This is a genomic window from Mycoplasmopsis gallopavonis (assembly GCF_900660635.1).
In the GTDB taxonomy this organism is placed as follows: Bacteria; Bacillota_I; Bacilli_A; order Mycoplasmatales; family Metamycoplasmataceae; genus Mycoplasmopsis; species Mycoplasmopsis gallopavonis.
Genome location: NZ_LR215033.1, coordinates 1 through 21969, shown reverse-complemented (window position 1 = coordinate 21969; position 21969 = coordinate 1). Strand labels below are relative to the sequence as shown.

General features: G+C 25.9%; 14 protein-coding genes. 9 read left to right on the top strand and 5 right to left on the bottom strand.

Going from position 1 to position 21969, the window contains the following annotated elements:
- Positions 1–312: 312 nt before the first annotated feature.
- The 3 genes from EXC53_RS04260 to EXC53_RS04110 form a co-directional block, all read right to left on the bottom strand.
- Entirely contained in the window at positions 313–456 is a 144-nt protein-coding gene (locus EXC53_RS04260; RefSeq protein ID WP_165261076.1) for a hypothetical protein, read from the bottom strand.
- A 111-nt stretch (positions 457–567) separates the two neighbouring features.
- Positions 568–1782: an IS3 family transposase gene (locus EXC53_RS04115; RefSeq protein WP_129724487.1), complete on the bottom strand. Its 1215-nt coding sequence runs from the start codon at positions 1780–1782 to the stop codon at positions 568–570.
- Between the two features lie 49 nt (positions 1783–1831).
- Positions 1832–3007 (bottom strand): Cof-type HAD-IIB family hydrolase, encoded by a 1176-nt coding sequence (locus EXC53_RS04110; protein WP_119572155.1) that lies wholly within the window; start codon positions 3005–3007, stop codon positions 1832–1834.
- 324 nt (positions 3008–3331) lie between these two features.
- Here EXC53_RS04110 and dcm point away from each other — a divergent pair, with 324 nt between their 5' ends.
- Positions 3332–4573, top strand: coding sequence for a DNA (cytosine-5-)-methyltransferase (dcm, locus tag EXC53_RS04105; protein WP_119572156.1), 1242 nt, complete (start codon positions 3332–3334; stop codon positions 4571–4573).
- A 2-nt stretch (positions 4574–4575) separates the two neighbouring features.
- Positions 4576–7452, top strand: coding sequence for a DUF262 domain-containing protein (locus EXC53_RS04100; protein WP_119572157.1), 2877 nt, complete (start codon positions 4576–4578; stop codon positions 7450–7452).
- Between the two features lie 19 nt (positions 7453–7471).
- Here the strand turns inward: EXC53_RS04100 and EXC53_RS04095 are convergent, their stop codons facing one another.
- Positions 7472–8842 carry a hypothetical protein gene (locus EXC53_RS04095; protein WP_119572158.1) on the bottom strand — a complete coding sequence of 457 codons (1371 nt, stop codon included), beginning with the start codon at positions 8840–8842 and terminating at the stop codon, positions 7472–7474.
- Positions 8843–8988: 146 nt separating this feature from the next.
- Between EXC53_RS04095 and EXC53_RS04090 the strand changes: the two genes are divergently transcribed.
- Positions 8989–11592 carry a phosphatidylinositol-specific phospholipase C domain-containing protein gene (locus EXC53_RS04090; RefSeq protein ID WP_129724779.1) on the top strand — a complete coding sequence of 868 codons (2604 nt, stop codon included), beginning with the start codon at positions 8989–8991 and terminating at the stop codon, positions 11590–11592.
- Here the strand turns inward: EXC53_RS04090 and EXC53_RS04085 are convergent.
- The gene (locus EXC53_RS04085) at positions 11578–12792 is read right to left on the bottom strand and encodes an IS3 family transposase (protein ID WP_129724594.1); all 1215 of its coding nucleotides are present in this window, start codon (positions 12790–12792) and stop codon (positions 11578–11580) included. The two genes, EXC53_RS04090 and EXC53_RS04085, sit on opposite strands and share 15 nt — an antisense overlap.
- Positions 12793–13442: 650 nt before the next feature.
- Between EXC53_RS04085 and EXC53_RS04080 the strand changes: the two genes are divergently transcribed.
- The 6 genes from EXC53_RS04080 (at position 13443) to EXC53_RS04055 (ending at position 21817) form a co-directional block, all read left to right on the top strand.
- Positions 13443–15476 carry a coiled-coil domain-containing protein gene (locus EXC53_RS04080; RefSeq protein ID WP_129724756.1) on the top strand — a complete coding sequence of 678 codons (2034 nt, stop codon included), beginning with the start codon at positions 13443–13445 and terminating at the stop codon, positions 15474–15476.
- A gap of 407 nt (positions 15477–15883) precedes the next feature.
- Positions 15884–18793, top strand: a complete 2910-nt coding sequence (locus EXC53_RS04075) for a hypothetical protein (RefSeq protein ID WP_119572033.1) — start codon at positions 15884–15886, stop codon at positions 18791–18793.
- 69 nt (positions 18794–18862) lie between these two features.
- A complete protein-coding gene (locus EXC53_RS04070; protein WP_129724777.1) occupies positions 18863–19516 on the top strand; it encodes a PDxFFG protein in 654 nt (217 codons plus the stop codon).
- Positions 19517–19596: 80 nt separating this feature from the next.
- Positions 19597–20088 carry a hypothetical protein gene (locus tag EXC53_RS04065; protein ID WP_129724775.1) on the top strand — a complete coding sequence of 164 codons (492 nt, stop codon included), beginning with the start codon at positions 19597–19599 and terminating at the stop codon, positions 20086–20088.
- Positions 20089–20273: 185 nt separating this feature from the next.
- Positions 20274–21401 (top strand): hypothetical protein, encoded by a 1128-nt coding sequence (locus EXC53_RS04060; RefSeq protein WP_129724773.1) that lies wholly within the window; start codon positions 20274–20276, stop codon positions 21399–21401.
- Positions 21374–21817, top strand: a complete 444-nt coding sequence (locus EXC53_RS04055; RefSeq protein ID WP_129724771.1) for a hypothetical protein — start codon at positions 21374–21376, stop codon at positions 21815–21817. The genes EXC53_RS04060 and EXC53_RS04055 overlap by 28 nt, the downstream gene beginning before the upstream one ends.
- Positions 21818–21969: the final 152 nt, after the last annotated feature.

Genomic DNA, 21969 nt, shown 5'->3' with positions numbered 1-21969 from the left:
CTAACTTTATCAATAATTTCTGTCAACTTTGCATTAATGATTTCACGAGAAGTTAAAGAATCATCAAGATCCATCTCCCCGATTAAATTTCTTAAAGTGGTTGCTGTTAAGTTTCAACAGCATTAACTGGTTTTTCAGCTCCATATGCGTATAATTTTGGATCGATGATTTTTAAGTAAGTTACTGTATCAACTTTAATTGTCGCATTATCTTTGGTAATAACAAGTGCGGCTGGAAGTCATAAATTTTTCTTTAGTACTATCTTGATTAAAACACGATCAATAAAAGGAACGATAAAGTGAATTCCTTTGGTTAATGTTGCGTGATATTTACAAATCTTTGAATAATAATAAAATCTTTTTCAGAAACAATTTTAATACATGGTATTAAAATGAATAATATCAATAAAATAATAATAGCTAAAACAACTAATCCAATAATTTGTCCTGCTGACATTTTTACTCCTTTTTTAATATATTAACTATTTAAATTATATTATTTTTGATTTTCTAGTTGAGGAAAATTCAAAAAGAAAAAACGAACTACTTTAAACTAGGACAGAAAAAATTAACAATTTATTAAATTGGATAGCCCCATACTATATTCGTATGGGGTTTTTCAATTCAAACATGATTGAATTCTAAATTTATTGTATCAATGAACATAATTAGATATCACTTTTTCTAGTTCACTCAAAGTCACAGCTTTGATATTTAAATCTCTAATTAATTCAGTTTTTAAATTTGAAAATCAATATTCCACAACTCTATTATCTAAACTATTTCCTACTTTTGAAAGTGAAATTATTCCGCCTTTATTTTGAATAAAACGAGAAAAATCATCAGATGTATAAGTTGAGCAATGATCTGAATGTAGTATAAAACTTTTTTCAAAATCAACATTTTCAAATGTTTTGTAAATTAATTTGGAATCATTAAATTTAGAAAGAGAAAAACTAATTATTTCTTTAGTTTTATGTTTAATTACTACTGAAAGATAAACATTATTGTTTATTGCATCTTTTGTCGCTGGAAGATATGTTACATCAGTAGCATATATATTTCTGTTATCTACATCATTATAATCTCTATTAACAATGTTTTCTTTTATGACAGATGTATTCTTTACTTCTTTTAGTTTTTTTCTTTTTCTGATATTGCAAAATAAACCTAAGGCATTCATATATCTTCCCAGAGTTCTTTCGTTTATGTCTATTTTATAGTGCTTTAAGATAAAATATTTTAATTTTTGTCTACCATATTTAGACCTATTTTGTTTAAATGAATCAATAATCAAGTCTTGGTACTTTATTTTTCTGGATTTAATTCTAGGAGCAAAATTATTTCTTTTATGTTTGGATATTGTTTGTCTACAAAGATACAACAAAATAGCAAGTTTATACGAAGCCATATTAATATGTGATGCCTCTTGAACTTTTTCTGTTTTAAATTTATCTTTTGTAATTTCTCTATATCTTTTTGCAATTTCAATTAAATCTTCTCGTGTAAAAATGTCTCAATTTATATCTTGTTCTTTCGCTTTTCTTGACCTACCCGTTCCAGGCTTTCTTGGTTTTTTATTCATATTAAAATTATAATGTTTTAATATTCTTCGTAATCTTGCTTTCACATATTTATCTTTTGCTTTTGCACCATATTTATACATCAGTTCAATCGCATCCTTTTTACCTAATTGAAAAAATGTATTATAAATTTCTTTTTCTTGTTCTTCTGTAAAATGTTTACCCATTTTTTCTCCTTTAAAAATATAAAAAATTAACATTCGAAGGAATGTTAATTTTTATTGTCCTAGTTTAACTTTAATTCGTTTTTTAAATCTTTACCTTAAAATTCTTTTCTAGAAATTCACTAATTCAATCCGTGTTATGATCGGGTGCTTCTAAAAGTGCATAGTCTTTAATCTTTTCGAGTCCATTTGCCATGCTTGCACTATATTTGACCACCTCAAACATTGAAATATCATTTTCACTATCTCCAAAACAAATTGTCCGACTAAGATCTAAACCTTCTTTTTGAGCTAAAAAGTAAAGACCATTTCCTTTTGACGCACTTTGTCCCATGACATCATACATATCAAATCTCGAATATAAACCATGTAAACCTTCGAGTGAGTTAGCTAAAGCTTCAATTTGCTGCATTTCTTTTTTAGGTCTACTTTCAGTTAGTATTAAAAATTTACACACTTGATATTGATCAATATCAAGTGTTTGATCGATTTGTTGATAAAACTGAGGTTTTAAGAAATTGTAGTGATTTCTTTTACAAAAAAATCCACTTGCATTTGTTTCATGCCCAAGCATTCCATTGGTTGTGTATATAACAAATTCATAATTGAGTTCAATTAATTTTTGAAACATTAATTTTGCTGATTTTTTAGGCATTGCAGTATATTCTACAAGTTCATGAGTTTGATTATCGTAAAGCATTGCTCCATTAGATGTGATAATTGGATAATCAATTGGAAAATTATTAATTGCTTTTTGTAGAGTGTAATATGGTCTACCTGTTGCTATTATAATTTTTTTACCCATTTTTTGGAGTTTTAAAATTGCTTCTAAATTTTTTTCTCTTAAATTACTTTCTTCATCAAGCAAAGTTCCGTCCATGTCAAAAACAAAATTATCAATTTTGTTTAAATCTAGGTCTAATAATTGAAAACTAAATGCTAAAACACCATATTTTTGCTCATCTTCGTTTTTGTAGTGTTTATACATATCATGAAAGTCGAATTTTTCATCTGGAAGATAACCTAAAATCTCAGGATTATAACTTTTATACAAACTTTCAAAAGACTTAAATTGCTCAATTTTTGTAATTTGTGCAATTTGAAAGTGATTAGTTTCTTCATTTTTTATATTAATGAGATCACCAACTTTTAAATTTTGTCTTTCAGGGGTATTTAATCTAATTTCTATTCTTTTTGTTCCGCTTACTATTTTATTGAATCAATAATTAGTTACTTGGAATGTTTTTTTAATATTTTTCATCTTGTTTTTATTTTATCAATTTCATAAATAATTGAAAAATAAATGTTCTTATTAAGAATTGCTTAGTATCTATTCTCTCTTTTTATACTGCTATTTATTCTTGAAAAGTTTAAATTTGGATAGAAAATAATTAAATTATTTTGTTTTTAATCATTCTTATTAATAAAAACATTTAAACTCTGTATATAATTTAAATAATATGTGAGATATAATAGATAATTCGTATATATATATATATATATATTAAAATGTACTAATTTCAGAAACAATAATTTAACTAAATTAAAAGAATGCTTTTTGCGTTCTCTTTTTTAGTTTCTAGAAATGTCAAAAATTAAAGTTTTTGAAACATTTTCTGGAATTGGTGCACAACATAAAAGTTTAGACTGAGTTAATAAAAATCTTCAATTTAAAAATAAATTTGAAGTAGTAGCAACGGCTGATTGAGATATTCGTGCTATTATCGCTTACGCTGCAATTCACAATAAACTCAAAATAGATGAAATAGAAAAAATTTTATTAAAAAATAATATAAAAAATGAAGAAGAATTAAATAGCTACTTAAACAAACATGTTTTTAGTAGAGATTCTAAAAATCCAATTAAAAGCATAATTAATCAAAAAGAAGATCTTAAAAAAATCTTAGCAAGTGCAAACTTTATTAATAAAAATTATTCAGATATCAAAACTGTTACAGGAGAAGTTTTAGATAATCTTAAAATAGATCTTTTAACTTATTCTTTCCCTTGTCAAGGTCTATCTGTTGCTAGTATGGGTAGAGATAAAGGGATCAAGAATAAAGAAAGTACTAGTCATTTAATTTGAGAAATCGGAAGAATTTTAGAAGAATCAAATCATAAACCAAAATATTTATTGCTTGAAAATGTTAGAGGATTGGTTACAAAATATTCACACGAGTATGAAGAATGAAAACATTTTTTAAGTAATTTAGGTTATAAAACTTTTACTGGTATTTTAAATGCTTCAAATCACGGATCTTTACAAAATCGTGAGAGAGTTTTTGCCATTAGTGTTTTAAAAGATTATAAAACTCCTTTTAATAATGACGAAGAATACCTTTTATATTTAAATAAAATTGGGCAAAAATATGTTTTAAATGATATAGAAGAAAGAAAAAAGAAATATTTTAGTATTTTTGACTTAAATAACAAAAATATTAAAGAAGCATGATCTGCACTTATTAATGACACTCCATCAAGAAAAAAGGTTATTGATAGTTGTAAGAATTTAAGTTTAGCAGATCCAAGCTATAAAATCAATACTTTAACTACTAAACAAGATCGAATTCCTAACGCAGGTTATATTCCTATTTCTCATAATTTTGAGAAGAAATTGCAATATCGTTTTATTACTCCACGAGAAGCTTATAAAATCATGGGATTTGAAGATCTTGATTTTAACAAATTAGTACCTTTTGTTGAAGAAGGGATCTTAAATAATGATTGTCTATGAAGGCAAGCAGGAAATTCAATTGATGTCAATGTTCTAAAAAGGATTTTTGAAGTCATAGGTATTATTGACGAAATGAATAAAAATAAGAGGTAATTATGTCAACAACTAATAAAGAAAAAAATAAATATGTTTTTAATTATTGAAAAATAGGAACAAATACTAATAGTTATATTGAAACAAAATTATTTAATTTTTTAAAATCAAATTGAACAAAATTTCAAAATAATACCCTAAATTTTACACAAGAAGAATTAAACAAAGAAGATCCGAAAAACGCTAAAAACGCAGTATTTATGCAAGCAGCGAAAACTCTTTCTTTTATTGGGGTTTTAAAAGAAGAAAATAAAGAATATTTTTGAACCACAAAATTTTTAAACAAATTCCAAAAATTCGATCAATCTTTTTTAGAAAATAAAGAACAATTTATTCAAGAAATTTATGATTTTGGTTCAGAAGAACTAATTAATAAAATTGATGCATATGTTGAATTTTTAAAACAAAACTATGAAAATAGTAATGATGAAGAAGAATCTGATTTTAGAGAAAATTTACAAAAAAGAATTTTACTAGCTGATTCAAACTGAATTCATTCAATTTTAATTGATTTTGATGTAGAAGGCGAAACCCTATCAGAGGATAATAACTGAATTTTAGAATATAAAAAAATTTGAAATTTACCTGGTGTTCAAAAAGTGCAAGAAAAAAATTATTGAAAAACACTTGCTAAAAATACTTTAAACAATAAAAAATCACATATTAATGAAAAATGTAAAGATATTTTAAAAGTAGTTAATTATTTAGCACACAAAAATTCAGAAGAAGTTTTATTCCAAAATTTTCAATATACTTTTGACAAAAATAAGAAAAAAGAAGAATGTAAAGATTATGATAAAACAATAATTAGAGTGGATAGACTTCAAACAACAATTAAAACTGTTTTAGAATATTTCAATTGACTTAGAAAGAAACATATTTATATTCCATTTTATCAAAGAAAATATTCTTGAAATAAAGATTATTTAGAACGATTAATTGATGATATTGAGCTTTTGGCAGATAAATATCCATCTCATTCTTTCAAAAAAGGTGAAAATTATCATTTTTTAAGCACAATAACAACTAAATCAAAAGGTCATAGCAACAAAAACGAGATAATTGATGGTCAACAAAGAACTATTACATTAATTTTTACTAATTTTGCTTTATTTAAATATTTATGTCAAAGAAAAATCAAAGATTATGAAATTCCATGAATTTATGATTCTATGTTCAATAATTCTTATGATAACCAAGATTACGATAATCAAGATTTTGTTGGTAAATGAATTGACAACCCTTCCAAACTTAATGGACTTTTAAATTTTTCAAAACTTTTTGAAAATAATATAGAAGCAATCCAAGATATTTGAGGAGGAAAGAAAATTAATGGAAAAGAATCTAAACCTAACAAAATTAATCAAGATGAAGGCGAAAAACAATTAAAAGAAAATTTAATTTATATTTATAGCTATCTTTCTAATAAACTAGATCAAAAAGACGACTTATATGTCAAAGATTTTGTCGAAAGACTTTTATATGGTTTTGTTATTAATCACGTAGAAGTTCAAGAAGGTGCTTCTGAGCAAATTTTTGAAAGAATGAATTTAATGAGTAAAAAACTAAATAATCTAGAAATGCTTAAAGCTTATATTTATGAAAGATTAATTAATAAAGATTTAGAGGACAAAGAAATTCAAATTAATTTAGAAAACTTTATGCAATTATTTTATTCATTCTTTATTAAAGGGAAACCGAAAGCAGAAAATTTAGAAGTGACAGAAAGTCCAAATTTAAAACTTTTTACAACTTATTTAAATAATAAATATGAACTGAAAATGAATTCAAATTATGAGTATTCTCCTCTATATATCATTAAAAAGTTTTTGGAAATTCATTCAAATGAAGCTAAAGATGATTCATGATTAGAAGCTTTACTTTTAGAAAAACTTAAATTTCAATATTCATTGATCAAAAATCAAGAACATTTTAATAATTGAAAAAATGATTTTGACAAATTCAAAAAAATTTATCCTAAAAGAGAAAAAACTTCTAATCCAGATTTAATCGAATGACTATTTCCTTTTGTTTCTATGGCTTCAAAAGGGAATGTGACCGTTTTTCTTCCGTTAGTTATTTTTATTCTCGATTCTTTTGAAATTTTGGATAAAAAAATAGAAGGTGGTGAAACAAAAAAATTATCTATTTGAAGAGAAGTGATTAAATTATTATTCGAAATTGAAAGATTTACTTTTATTTGAAAAACAGCTAAATTTGAAGGGCAATCACTCTCACGTGGAGTTTACATTTTGATAGATAAACTCAAAAAAGAATCTAATTTAACTGCCCAAGCTCTTAGAAAGGGTCTTTTTGAATTAGTCTTTAACAATCAAAAAGTTCTTCTTGTTGATGATAAGTTTATTCTTGATGATGAATTTAAGTTAACTATTTACAACGAAATAGACAATAATTTCAAAAATAATGTAGATTCTAAATCAAGAAATAGTGAATATACAGAACTAATGTTTAGAATCATTTGATATTTAAAGAATTCAAGAAATTCTTTCCCAAGATTAAACTCATGATGACATATAGGGGAATTTGAAGTTTTATTCAAAGAACCTTCTTGAGATCATTTTTATGCCACAAATTCTAAAATAAAAAATCTTGACATTGAAAGTAATGAAGATAAAGACAAACTTATTAATTCTATCGGAAATGGATTTATACTTCAATCATCCTTAAATTCTAAATATAAAAATAACTCTGTTGAAGAAAAATATGACAATTTAAAAAAACAGACTGGAATTTTTTTATCTTTCGTTAATTCACAAGAAGGCTTAGAACCTTTATCTAAAGAATGAAATTCAGAAAAAATAGAAAAAAGAAGAGATGACATTGTTGAATTAATTAAAGAAATTTATTTAAAAAGTTAGCATTTTTCAGCTAACTTTTTTATTCTTGAATTTCAAATGAAATTAAATTACGATTAATAAATTTAGGATCCATAATTTTTTCTAAATCCTCAAATGATTTTATTTTTTCGCTTTTAGCAATATGAAATTCTCAAAGAATTAATTCGTTTTTAAAAACGGGATGATCATTGTTGTCACGAATAATTTTTAAATACGAACAAAATCATTCGATTTGATTAATTAATTCATTTGATAACTCTATTTGAGTTAAATCAAAACTAATTTTTCAAACAAAATCATTTGTCTTTTGAGCTTCACTATGTTCATCTTGATAAAGTTTTTGTGCTTGAAAAACTTCATCTAGGAAATCAATTAATTGTTCATGTTCTTTCGTAATTTTTCCAATTGATTTATATTCAATATTTGATGAGATGTTGTAACTTTTGATGTAATTTTTATTTTTAAAGTAAAGAAAAATTAATAAAATCCCAATTAAAACCAAAAGAGCTAAAAGTCCAAATCCAATGTAAATTAAATATTTAATTGATAAGCTTTCATTTCAAACGGATAAACCTTGGAAAACTTCAAAAAATAAGGTAGAGAGCACGAAAGTAAGTCCAAAAGCAATTAAGAAACGACCATTTCAAGTTGTGAGTTTCTTTGTCTTTTTTCAAAATTTAGGATCTTCGGAATTTGCAATTTTAATTCTTTGATAGATATCTTCGAAGAAATTATTTGAAAGTACTTTTAAATTAGAAACTGGGCTTACAACTTCTTTCTGATTATTTTTAAAAGTAGCATTTACATGTTTTCAATCAAATAGTCTTTGTTCAATTTGTTCAAGTGCATCAATTAAGACTTTATTTGAAATTTCTGCAATATCTTTGTTTTTAATAAAGTTCTCAAATCCTTTTCTAAATTCTTTTTGTTCAAGATTGTTTTGAAGCTCATTTTGAATTAAAGAAATTAATTGGATTTTAAAAGCTCTTCTTAAATTTTTATAGATCGCACTTTTTAAAGAATTGAATTTTTCGTGATTATCAGCTCATGTACTTGGGATAAAATTCACCAAGTCAATTTGTTTTAAATAGTTTTTATATCGAATTGGATCGTTAGAAGTTTTAATATATCCATTTTGAGATAAGTTTGTAACTAAAATTTCTCTTAAAGTTGTTTCATCAATTGGCTCAAAATGATCGTTTTTTTCTTCTTTGAAATCACATTTTGAAGGATCATTTTTTTGATCAAAACTTCTTTGTAAAAAAGTTTGATCAAAGCTAGTTTCTAGAAAAATAAAGCAAAGATTTTTTAAGAAGAGTAAAGTTCTTTGACTAATTGCTCGGTCAAACAATTCTTGGTAAATTGTTTTGATTTGTTCTATTGTTTTATTTATTGAAAATTCTTTTTTCATATTTTTAACTTTCTTATTACTTATTTTAACAAATCTTGATTATTTTGAAAACTTGCACATTTTTAGTTTTATAATTAAAACCACCTTAAAAGTTTATTTTAATTAATTAAAATAACTTTTTTAATCTAAAAGTTAAAGGAGATTTTATGAAAAAAACTTATAAATTATTTTTAGGAAGTATCATTCCTTCTTTAACTCTTCCGCTTGTACTTGTTTCAAGTACAAATTCTAATATTCCTCCTCAACGAAATATTAATGAATACCAAACCAGTTCTTTGGATATTACAGATACAAATTTGGAATTTAATGATTGAATGAAATATGTAGATGGTCAAAAGAGATTAGGAGATCTTTCGATCCCCGGAACACACAATTCTGCAATGTTTAGTGGTTGAGGTGCTAAATGATTTTTTGGACAAGCCTGAGCAAAAACTCAAAGTCGAAATTTTCAAAATCAATTAAAATCTGGAATTCGTTTTTTTGATCTTAGAATATCAACTGATATGTGAATTTATCATGGCAATGTTGGTTCAAATTATGACTTGAAAAAAGTTTTAAAAGAATTTGTAACCTTTTTAAAAGCACATCCAAATGAAGTTATTTTAATTCGTTATAAAGATGAAAATTCAGATCCTAAAAAGATGAGTTCTAGAGATGCGTTAGAATGAAAAAAAGAAATTGTAAAAACTTTTGAAAATCCTGAAATTCGTGATTATATTTATAAGAACAGTAGTCAAGACTCATTTGAAAATCCTACACTAGATTCTGTTCGGGGTAAAATTTTTGTTTTAGATAACATGCACAAAAATATTTGAAAAAATAATTTTAGCTATGGTGCTGCTTGATGATCTGTTTTAATTGATGTTCAAGATGAATGAAATACCACTGAACAAGTTAAAATGCAAAAAATTAAGGAAACTTTAAATCTTTCTAATAATGAAAATAACGGAAATCATTTAATTATTAATTTTACATCTAGATCAAAAGATAATAGTAAGCCTTACGAAACTCATAAAGAAATTAATAAACAAACTATGGCTTATTTAAAAGCTAACAATATATTAAGAACCGGAGTTTTAATTTTTGACTTCCCTGGCGATGCACTTCTTAAAAGAATAGTTCAAACAAATTACACTTATACCCAAGAAGAATTAAATCGTCCGAATCTTTTACCAAGAGTTAATTTAAACTTTTTTTCTCCAACAGCAGGTGAGAATTTTATTCAAGCTAACGCAAGCTTAGCAAATTTAGATCTTTCTGTTGAAATTTTAGATACAAAAAAAGAAGTAAGAACTCCTGTCAATGTTAGAATAGATATCAATTCAAATAGAATTTATTTACCTAATAATTTACAAGTAACAGATCGAATTATGATCACTTACAATCAAAAAACAATTCCAAATATTTATTACCCTCAGCCTCAAAAGTACAATCAAACTGTTAAGTGAGTTTCGGTTGAAAAAAATTCATTATTTGATCGTTTGCTCGCTAATTTAGAGAATAAAGTGCGTGAAGGAAGACGATCTTTAATTGAAATTACTGGTCTGGGTTCAAGTGAAACTAAACTTTTTACAAATTATTTTGCAAGACCTTTGATTCAACTTAAACAAAATCCAACCGTAACACAAGAATCAATTAACCAACTTCGTGATTTAAATTTAGCATTAAAAAACAATTTTGATACTTGATTAAATTTATTAAAAAAGAAAAAAGAAGTTGAAACAAAAATTCAACTTTTAAATCAAAGCTTAGTTTCAAATTACCTTAATCAAAATGACTTTGAATCATTTTTTCAAGAAATAAATAATCAAGAAGCAGAATATCAAAGAATTCTTTCTTTAAATTCTTTACCAACTATAGCTCAATGAAATTCTTATTTCAATTTTTATCAATCAGCAGATTTAAAAATTAGTTTTTTAAATGATATTATTGCTCAAAATCAAGCTTTTAATCGTGATTCATTTTTAAATAAACTTCATTTACCTAATAATTTAAATTGAGCAAATCAGTTTTATTTAAATTTAATTGATTCAAAATTAACTTTAATGAAAACTAATTTAGTTAACTCAATTTCTAATTTTAGTAATGATTCAAAATTATCAGCTAAACGAACAATCGAAAACTTAAACTCTCAATTTGTTAATTTTGGTAATTTTGTAGATTCTAGTTCTAATCAACTTAGTAATGCACTAGACTCAGCAACTAATTTATCAAGTGTGCAAAAAAACTTTTTCCACACTGATTTTGAAGCAGCTTTAACTTCTAATAGAAATTCTGATGTTACTAGTTTGATAGCTAAAATTAATCAATTTAATAGTTTTCTAGCAAATGTTGAGACTCAAATTGCAAACTATAATCAAGTACTAAGTTCAAATTACTATAATTTTGCTTCTAACATTCAAAAAACAAATTTTACTAACTGAACTAATCAATTAAAAGCCAATAAGTCAACTTGGAATTATGCTGAACTAAATAATTTAATTATCAAAATTAATAATTTAGTACAAGAAATGCAAAGAAATTTTGAAAGTTATGAAGCTCGTAAAAAACAACTTCAAAATGAAGTTAATGGATTAACTTATATCAGTGATTTAGAAAAACAAAATTTCCAAAATGAACTAGAATCTAATCGAGATTTAGAACAGATGGAAATTAAAAAAGAGGCGTTAATTACAAAAAATAAAGAAAATGAGTCATTAATAAATTTTGCACTATCTAAACTAGGACAGAAAAAATTAACAATTTATTAAATTGGATAGCCCCATACTATATTCGTATGGGGTTTTTCAATTCAGACATGATTGAATTCTAAATTTATTGTATCAATGAACATAATTAGATATCACTTTTTCTAGTTCATTCAAAGTCATAGCTTTGATATTTAAATCTCTAATTAATTCAGTTTTTAAATTTGAAAATCAATATTCCACAACTCTATTATCTAAACTATTTCCTACTTTTGAAAGCGAAATTATTCCACCTTTATTTTGAATAAAACGAGAAAAATCATCAGATGTATAAGTTGAGCAATGATCTGAATGTAGTATAAAACTTTTTTCAAAATCAACATTTTCAAATGTTTTGTAAATTAATTTTGAATCATTAAATTTGGAAAGAGAAAAACTAATTATTTCTTTAGTTTTATGTTTAATTACTACTGAAAGATAAACATTATTGTTTATTGCATCTTTTGTCGCTGGAAGATATGTTACATCAGTAGCGTATATATTTCTGTTATATACATCATTATAATCTCTATTAACAATGTTTTCTTTTATGATAGATGTGTTCTTTGATTCTTTTAGTTTTTTTCTTTTTCTGACATTGCAAAATAAACCTAAGGCATTCATATATCTTCCTAGAGTTCTTTCGTTTATGTCTATTTTATAGTGCTTTAAGATAAAATATTTTAATTTTTGTCTACCATATTTAGATCTATTTTGTTTAAATGAATCAATAATCAAGTCTTGGTACTTTATTTTTCTGGATTTATTTTTAGGAGCAAAATTATTTCTTTTATGTTTGGATATTGTTTGTCTACAAAGATACAACAAAATAGCAAGTTTATACGAAGCCATATTAATATTTGATGCCTCTTGAACTTTCTCTGTTTTAAATTTATCTTTTGTAATTTCTCTATATCTTTTTGCAATTTCAATTAAATCTTCTCGTGTAAAAATGTTTCAATTTATATCTTGTTCTTTCGCTTTTCTTGACCTACCGGTTCCAGGCTTTCTTGGTTTTTTATTCATATTAAAATTATAATGTTTTAATATTCTTCGTAATCTCGCTTTCACATATTTATCTTTTGCTTTTGCACCATATTTATACATCAGTTCAATCGCATCCTTTTTACCTAATTGAAAAAATGTATTATAAATTTCTTTTTCTTGTTCTTCTGTAAAATGTTTTCCCATTTTTTCTCCTTTAAAAATATAAAAAATTAACATTCGAAGGAATGTTAATTTTTATTGTCCTAGTTTAATCTGAACCATTTTTTAATCAAGCCCAAAAACAAGGTTTAAAACAAGAAATTATTGCAAATACCCAATTATCTAAAAATCAGTTAGAAAATCAGATTACCTCTCTTGCTAATAAAATTGAAGTTATTCAAGATTTATTAGCAAATCGTAACCAAATTCTTGCAAGTCAAAATTATCAAGATGCAGATTTAACAGCAAAAAATGAATATAATGCTAAATTTAGCGAACTTGAAAAAACTCAAACTTCAAATCAATATTGAAAAATTAATCAGTTAAATCCGCTTTTAAATAATTATCAAAATGCACTTCAAACTTTAAATGGAGAAGCAAAATTAAATCTTGCTAAGCAAGAGTTAAAAACTAAAATTACTAACTCAAATTTATTAGAATTTAACCGTAATAAACTTAGTATTGAAATTAATAATGCTAAAAATTTAGATCAATTAAGTCCTATTAATTCTGAATTTAGAGAAATTAGTAATTTAATTAGCGAGTTTCAAAAACAAACTAAATTAAATCAAACTCAAAAAGATTTCTTTGCAAGCCAAATTGAAAGTAAAGATGTTTTAATTTCCAAATCTAAAATTCAAACAAACTTTACTAATTTAAATTCAAAAATGACTTCTTTTAAAAATGCTTTTAATGATTTTCGAGCGTTAATGAAAAGTTTAGAAACCAATCACTTAGATAATTTTTATAATCTTTCAAAGATTTTTTATGATGATGAATTTGCTAAATTTAACACTGACATGCTAACAAGTGAAGCAATTGATAAAGAACTTGAATTATTTGCTAATTTTAGTTTTATTTTAAAAGATGTAATTAGGAATTATCAAAATTATGATGATCAACAAATTCTTGCTAAATATCAAAAACTTGAAGATTTATATTTTGCGAAGAAAAAAGATTATTTTCAAATTCTAATTCAAAATTATTTAAAGATTTTAAATGCCCGTAAAAAAGATCTTAATAATAGCTTTGGCTCAAACGAATATTATGCAAACAAAATTAATGAATATTTAGGAAACTTTAATGCTTCATACAATCAAGATGCAACAATTGATGTTCTTAAACAAAATCTCCAAGACTTAACTACTCATTTATCAAGTTTTGATGAAGATATTCAAGAGAAACATCTTGCTTTAGAAGCTTTTAAGGGATCTTTTAACAAAATAACTGAAATAGCAAATTCACTAAAACAACGCTTTTCAACTTTTAGCGAAGAAATTGATTCGCAAATTAACTTGCCACTTGCGGATTATGCTCTTGACATTGCAAAAATGAGTTCAAATCAAATTCTTGAACACAAAAATCAAGTTGAAGAATTATTAAATAAGATTAATGAATTATCAGCAAAATATGAAGCACAAGAAGATGAAAAAAGTGCCAAAATTCATGAATTAAAAAGATTAATTGTTGAAACAGAAACTTTTATTACAAATACAAAAGCAATTCAGTTTAGTGATTTTAATGAACTTTTAAATACATCTTTAAATAATGCAAAAACAATTAATGAAGATAGCGATCTTGAAACAATTAAACAAACTTTAATCAATCTTACAGACAACCTTGCTCTTGCTACTAATGCTTCAAGAGAATATCAAGAATTATTAACAAATTTACTAGATCAAAAAACACAAATTAAATCCAAATTATTTAGTAAAGATGCAAATCTTGCTGATTTAGCAAATTATCTTAACACTTGAAACCAAAATTTTGAAATTAAATTAGAAAGTTTAACCAAAGCACAGCTGAAAGAATTTGAGGTTGCTCTTAATAATTTCTTTAGAGCAAACAATGAAATTATTGCTCAAATTATCAAAAAACATCAAACATTAGTTATTAATTATACAAACTTAAAAAGCAGTTTAAATTCACTTATTAGTATGGATAATCTTTCAGAAAATTTAATTAGAATCAAAGAGGATTTTCTTCAAAATTATGCTCAAATTAATCTTAGTCAAACCGGAAATGCTGAGTTAGAAAAAATAAATACTAAGTTAGAAAGTTTTATTAATGAATTTAAAACTTTCTTTAAATCGGATTTATTAGAAATGTATATTGCTAATAAAGACTTTTTAGCAACAAATAACTCTAATTTATCTAATCAACAATTAAATTTCTTTGAGTCAGAAAACAATTTAAATCAAAATTTAAGTAAGCTTAAAGAACTTAATAATTTTATGAAAGAAATTATTTCAGTTCATAGCAACTTAGACCTTGGTAGTTTAAATGAGGCTCAATTTGATTCTTTACAAAATCAATTTAGTGAAATTTTAAACTCAGAACAATTGAACAACTTTCTTGAATATAAAAATGAATTAAATCAAAAAATGGAAGAATTTAAAAATCTTTGAGATTTAGCTTCCGAAAAATATCAGACAAGCAATGATCCAGAAATTAAGGAAAATTATGAGCAAAATATTCAAAACCTTGATCGTCAATCAAATTTATCCTTAGAAAAAATAGCAGAAAATACTTTAAAACTTCATTTCTTTTTAAGTTTAGAAGAACACATTGTCCAACCAGAACAACCCAAAGTTCAAGCACAAAAATCAAACTATTTATTATGAGTTTTATTACCAATTGCAGTTACGCTTCCAATTCTTGGAATAGCTGGATATTTCATCTTTAAAAAATTCAAAAAATAAGCATCAAGTAATTTGATGCTTTTTTATAAGGATTTCTTAACTTAATCAAACTAAAAAGTGCATTTTTAATTGAAAAAAATAAATTTTTATAACTTTTTAGTTTAAAAGTACTATAATATTTTTGGAGGTAAAAATGGAAAACAAAGCAAAATGCAAATGTGTATGTGGATGCACAAAATGTACATGCGAACAATGTCAATGTAAATAAATTTAAAAAGTTAAAAATCAGCTCTAATTAAATAGAAAATAGAGCTGATTTTTTCTTTTCTTAGATATAAATTGGCGAAATTTGATGCCTTTTTTGATTTTTTTCTAGTATTTTTGTTTTATCTAGTGATATTATGGTAATAATTTTAGTATAATAGAACAAAAAATAATAAAAAACATTTTAAGAAAAGCGAGGTAACGTGAAAAAAAGTAAATTACTAGTTCCATTACTTAGTGCGGCTATTTTACCTGTTTCAGGAATTTTAGTTGCATGTAATGATAACTCTACAGCGTCAAACAATGATGCTAAATATGACAAAATATTGCAATCAACAGAACAAATATTAAATAATATTAATAATTCTGAACTTGCAAGCGACTTATATATTAATTCAAATAATGAGTTAGCGGAAATCACTTCAAAATACAAAAAAGCTAAAAGTAATTCTGAAAAAGAAACAATTATTGAATCTTTAGAAAAATTTAGTACTAGACTTTTAAATGATTGAATCAAAAAATTAAGCTCTATTTTAGGTAATTCAGAAGCTTTAAATGCGGCCAAAGATAAAGCGAAACAAGATGCTGAAAACAATTTAGCAAGTGCCAAAATTGACTTAGAGCATGTTAGAGCTGCAAATGAAAATACTATTTCAGACTTAGAATTAAAAGTTGCACAACTTGAAAGAGATTTAAAGCGAAGCGTTCAATATAATGGAGAAAGTCTTCAAGAAGAAATTAAGGAATTAACCAAAGATTATTTACCAAGACAACTCTCAGGTAAACTTGCATTGTTAGAAGCTCAAACTTATTTAATCGATTGGTATCAAGCATTTATTGATTACTTGCAAAGTATGAATGTACGAGACGAAAGAACAAGAGAAACAATTGCTTCTATCGTTCAAAATACAGAAGGACTTAAACAAAGTACAATCTTAGCTAAACAAGAAACAGAAAAAACTCCTGAAAAGTACGGTACAAGAAGACAATTTAGAGCTGATTTAGCAATTACAATGGATAGAATTAAAAAAATTGGTGATAGATATAAAAATATTTTCAATTACGATGTTCCAAGATCTACAAGTAAATATTTAGAAGCCTTATATAAATGAAGAATCGAAAACTTTAGAGCATTAAAAGCTGCAATTGAAGCAAATGATTCATCAGTTTATGATGATTTTAATCCTAATCAAACAGGTCAACAAACTAAAGATGGACTTGCACTTACAGTGGGTGAATTTGCTGATTTATACGCTAATTCATTAAGTCGTGCGACAACTTATGCTGAACAACTTTTTAGTTATATTACATTAGAAGAAAAATATGCTAAAGTTGTTTTACATCCGCAAAACCTTGATGAGTTTTCACCATTTTTAAAAGTTCGTTTAAAAATGACAGAATATCCATTATACTACCGTCTTTATGATAGCGAACAAACAGCAAAATTGGATGTTTACTATGCAAGAACAATTGATAGCTTACGTGATTTTAGAAGATCAGAAGGTTATAAATATTTAAATTCAATTGCTTACCGTAAAGTTTACAATCAATGAGATAAATATGTTCAACAAAGTATTAACTATAAATACAATGGAAACGCTAATACTTATTACGAAATTTTAGGAACATTTACAGATGTTCTTCAAGGTGTGCAAGAATTAGCTGTTCCAGAAGAGCAAGTTAATGCTAAAAAAGCGGAAATTGAAGCAAAAATCGAACAAGTTAAACAATCAGTGTGAAGTAAAATTTTAACAATTAATGCAAAAGCAAATCAAGAAGATCCTGATGATAGCTTTACTCCTTATACTGACTTGAAATACAATTTAAGAGCAAAATATAGTCAAGCTAACGGCTTATCACAAGGAACATTTATTGAAGCTTTTGATAAATATATTGCATTTCTTTTAGCTGAAAAATATGTTGATAACATGATTGATCTATACAATTATTGAACACTTGTAGGTGATGATCCTAAATCAGATGAGCTTGAAGCTATTTTAAAATTAAAAACCAAATCAGCAAAACTTGAAAAAAGATATAAATTTGCAGAAAATGATTTTGAACAAAATAAATTGAATAAAAAATTCCATGAAGAAAATATCTTTCCTTTATTTAAGAATTTCTCTTGACCAAACTTTGATTCATTAAGTGACGAACAACAAAAATTATCAGCTTATAAAGAGGCTGTAAAGAAATTATTTGAAATTTATGAAAGAATTAAAAATATTTCAGATAATTTTACACTTCAAGGATATGATGATTGAAGTGATAAAGATTATTTCTTCCAAGATGCCTATGAATCAACTTATAATCAAATCAAGCAAGCTAATTCTGAATTAGAATCTAAAAATTCATTTAGTGATGTTGATGCAAGCTTTATCAACAACATGAAAGAAACTTACGAACAAAGAAAATTAGTAGTTGAAGAAGAATATCAAGCAGCACAAGAAAACTATGAATCTAAAAAAGCAGCTTACGAAAATTCTAATGAATTTGATCCTAGAAATTATGTAGTACCATCACAAGAACTTTATGCTTTTATTCGTCAATGAAATATTAAAAATCGTGCAGAATTAGCTTCTCTTGAACTTAATCCTGAAACAGAAACAGATCAAAAAGCAGTTGAGCTTTTTGCTAGTTATTCAAGTGAATGAAAATTTGGACACGAAGATACAAGCACTAGACCTTATATTAAGATTACAAATCTAGATATTGATGATATTTACAATACTGAACAAGGTCATGATGAAGAAGGTAATGTAATTCCTGAATATACAACAGATAAAGTTAAAGCAAATTTATTAGCAGCAGAAAAAGCTTATTTTGATGCAAATATGGCCTACTTAGAAGCTAAAAAAGCAAATGCTTCAAATTTAGCAGATTTAAAACAAGATTTAGTACAAAAAAGAAGTGATTATTATTCAGTCCTTAATGATTCGCACTATGGTTTCTCAAAATCAGGGTATGCAAAATACACTGTTTCACATTATGAAAAAGGACAACAAGTGACACTAACTCCATTACAATTAGCAAGTATTTATGCAAGTGAAGTTGCTACTTATCAAGTTCTCAAAGAATTACATGCTGAATATATGGACTCAGAAAATAATTAACTTTATTTAATTAAAACCATAAGTCCATTATGGTTTTAATTATTTTATTAACAATTATGAAAGGAAAATATGTCCAAAAAACTTAGTTTAAAACTAAAAGTCCTCATCGCCAGCGGACTCATTGCAGCTGGTGTTGGTGCTTCATATGGTGCTGTTTGAGCTTATGCACAAAACTCCGATGAAGTTAAAGGATCTTTTCCACCATTTAGTAAAGAAGCTTTAAAAAACAATTATGCTTCAATTAAAGAAGAGGGAGTTTTAACTCCTCAGTTAGGAATTTTAGACCCATTAAAAGAAAAAAAAGTTGCAGATTTAAATGAAGATGCAACAGAATTTTGATTTTTAAACAAACCAGAAGAACGTATGGATTTAGATACATTCTTCCAAAAATATTATGAAATTTATCAAGAAGGATTTATTTTAGAAGTTAAGTATGCTTCATTTAGCTTTTTTGATGAATATGTTTTGGCTGTTCGTCCAAAACAATTTATTGATTTTAGTAAATGATTTATGACTAATGTTGCATGAGGACCTGACATTCTTACTCTTGAAAGCTTTAGAATTGTTAAGGGAGCAGAACAAAGAGGTAACTCAATTACATTAGGTTCACACTCAACTGACAAAAAGAATCAAGTGAAATTAAATTCTTCCCTGATGCTTTCTTTGGTTCACTTCCAATTTTTAGTTCATACTCAGGAAGAGGACTTGCACCAGATGCTTTAACTTATAGTACATTTACTAAAAGTGTTGATTTAAAAACATTAGAAGAATATTTAAATAATATTCCATTAGCATCAGCAATTATGAATAGCAATCATACTGAATATACAGATTCTTATGATACATCAGCTACTCGTGATAAACGTCCAAATTTAGAACTTTTCCAAGGATTATTAACCCCAGGTCGTTTAATTGGACAAAAATTTATAGTTTATAAAAATGATTCTCCTGAACATTTAAAAAATATTACAATTAGCGAAAAAGAAAAGGTTGCACAAGGTTTACTTTTAGTTTTACCTTACGATATAACAAAGGGAGAATTTGAAGATCTTAAAAAAGCAAATCCTAAAATTTATGATCAAGTTCAATTTAGTGATTTTGAACCTGCGATTATCAAAAATGTCAAAAAGCAAGCTTTAGTGGATCCAGCTGGTAAAGTCACTCCAATCAGTATGAAGCTTGACTTTGAATTTACTAATGATAGAGAAGAACGTTCAAAAGAATTTTCTCACTATTATAAAGAAGTTCCTGAAACTCTTTTTGACATGCAATCTCTTGGGTTTATCGTAATTTAGTTGAATCACAAATTGTTAACTTTTTAGATTTCTATGATGTTAATAACTTTGTAGGTTCAGAACTTTATGTTTACCACAAAGACGGTAAAAATTACTTTTATAAATCATGAGCGGAAGCTGAGAACTCACTTAAATTAAACGGTGCTGGCGAAAATGCACTTTATAAAATTACTAAGTTTAATAAAGTGAAAGTTGGTGATGATTTTGTTCTTTATGCTCACTTAAAAAACATTAAAAATAATTCTGAAAATGCTGATCAAAGCGAATTAATTCTTCAGTTTAATTCAGGTGAAACTAGAATTGATAAGAAGTTAGAGTTTTTCCAATTTAAACAAGCAATCGGATATATTGGAAGTATTAAACCAACTACTTTATCAGCTGGTCCTGAAAACATTACACTTAAAGATGAAAAAGGAAATCCAATTCGTGGTTTAGCTTCAAGAGATTACCAGCTTTATACAGAAGTTTATTCAGGATTAATTGATATTTTAACCGCAAAATACCCTCACTTATTAAAAGATTTAAATGGACCACACGTAGAACAAACTTTAAATAAAGAAGGATATTATACTTATAAAGTTGTTGATGGTCCTTACAAAGGAATGAGTGATGGAGACAGAATTGGATTACCTTTAGTTTTAAATGCTTTAATTGAAAATTATGAAGGAATTTCAACTGACTTCTTAAAATATGTTGGTGCTCACGAATATGGACACCACTATACATTAGAAGGAACTCAATCATTAAATAATCAAAAGAATTCAGTTGTTGTAGGAGGGCTTAACACACGTGGTGGTGTTAATGTGCAATCTTACTTCGCTTATGATGCTGTTAAAAATTATCTTGATGCTCGTACAGGGCTTGAAATTGTCAGAGTTGATGCTCTTGGTAACGAAACACCAAACGGAGAATTTATCAATTTCAAATATCATAAAATTCACTCAGATGAAGTTTTCAATGAAACAGATCAAGATATTTGAGGAACAGCTAATAAGAATGATGATATTTTTGATTTAATCAATAACAAACAAAGACGTTTTTTACAAAACTATGAAACTTTAAATGAAGCTGCAAAGCTTAGAGATGTTAAAGTTGGTGATTTATTTATTGCTAACTCATTTGACCGTCATTCAGGAACATTGAACCCTTATATTGAAGGGCCGATGTCAGCTTTTAACAATGCAAGCGACTTAGGATTTGAAAAACTTAGCACTGAGAGAGTTTTAAATATCGTTTATGATGGTAAATTCCAAAAATTCCTTATGAAGTTAAATCTAATGGAAGTGTGGATATTAAAGTTATTGAAACATTAGGTAAAGGTGATCAAATGTCTATTTCTAAGATTAATGTCTTTAATAGTGACGGAACACCTGCAATCAATGTCCCTCTTTTCAAAGTTTTAGATCACGCTTCATGAGATTATGTTAATCGTCAAGTTGATGTAATTAAACAAAGTATTAACAACTTAGTTCGTGCAAACGGATATGATAGTGGATGAAACCAACCTTCAACTATTTTGGGTGGAAAACCAGAATTTTCATTAGTTAAAGTTCTTGAAGGTGAAAAATTAACTAAATGAGCAGATGAAGTTAAAACAAGAAAAGATCCAATTGAGAAAAACCCTGATTACAACATTTATGGTTATACTCTTGAAAACAAAGAAAGAAAAGGGTGATCATATCTTTCATTATTCTCAGATGCAAGTGTAACTTACTTAACTGATATTTAATTAGACAAGCTGCTTACTCAAAAACTTTTACGATTCATTAGACGATAAACTTACACAATACAAAACTTACATCAAAGATAAAGCTAATACTTACAACGGATATAACGCCGGAATTTAACCAACTGTATATTTGATGAAACTCACAAATATAG